This is a genomic window from Neglectibacter timonensis (genome assembly GCF_900048895.1).
Classification (GTDB): domain Bacteria; phylum Bacillota; class Clostridia; order Oscillospirales; family Acutalibacteraceae; genus Acutalibacter; species Acutalibacter timonensis.
The window spans coordinates 1-971 of sequence record NZ_LT160631.1 but is presented as its reverse complement, the minus strand read 5'-3'; the positions used below and the strand labels follow the sequence as shown (position 1 = coordinate 971).

Annotated in this window: 1 protein-coding gene; it reads left to right on the top strand. The window is 64.8% G+C overall.

The genetic code is table 11. The annotated features are described in order from the left end of the window. Window positions 1–971: carboxypeptidase-like regulatory domain-containing protein (locus BN3911_RS00095; RefSeq protein ID WP_147578460.1), on the top strand; the 971-nt coding region annotated here is incomplete at both ends.

The following is a 971-nucleotide window of genomic DNA, read 5'->3' as shown; positions in this document are numbered from 1 at the left end:
CACCGGCGGCAGCTTTACCGGAGGCGCGGGCGGGAACAGCAGCGGAACGATGTCGTACACTGACGCCGGTTTCGGCGGCGGACCCGGAGAACCCCTGCCGAAAATCGGCGGCTTCGGCGGCGATGGCATTTCCATGACCGGCGGCACGCTGACCGTCTCTAACGGTGCGTTCACCGGCGGCGCGGGCGGCAAAAGTACGGTTTCCGGCGCAGGTAACAGCTCGGACGGCGGCGCGGGCGACGGCCTCTACCTCAACACCGTTATCGCCACGGTGGACGGCGGTGTCTTTGACGGGCAAATCGCCATTTTCGCGACCGGCGGATCAAACGCGGGCGGTACGACCCACCCGTTGGTCGTCAACGACGGTGTTTTCACCGGCGAGAGCTATGGACTGAGTGTGTCAGTGGTTCCTGTCACGGTAAACGGCGGCACGTTCACCGGCGGAAACGGCGCTGTGGTTATTGCGGACCGTGCGGGTGCGCTCGCGGGCGGCACGTTCACCGGTGGCGGGGCGAACGCTTACGCGATATTAAGCGGCACGCCTTCGAATGCTCCCAAGGTCAGCGCGCTGCTGGACGAGGGCAAGGCGTATTTTGATGCCGACGGCAAGCAGATCACCGAGGGGCTGGACGCGTCCACGCTGGGCAAAAACGCAACCATCCGCGTGCTGAACGCGCCCAGTGCCCCGGATACCTACAGCATTTCGGGCGTTGTGAAGATGCATGACGGCAGCACGTCCGCCGTCGGCGCAAAAGTGACGCTGAAGCAAGGCGCGGAGACCGTGGCCGTCACGTGGACGGACGCGCAGGGCGGCTACGTCTTCGGCGGCGTTCCCACGGGGCTTTACAACGTGGTGGCCGAGCACAGCGATCTGACCATGACCATTCTAGTGGCGCTCACCGGGGACGCGGACGAAAAGGACATCACGCTCCCGGAGGCAGGGAAAAACAGCGTGGTAGAGGTCAAGGAGA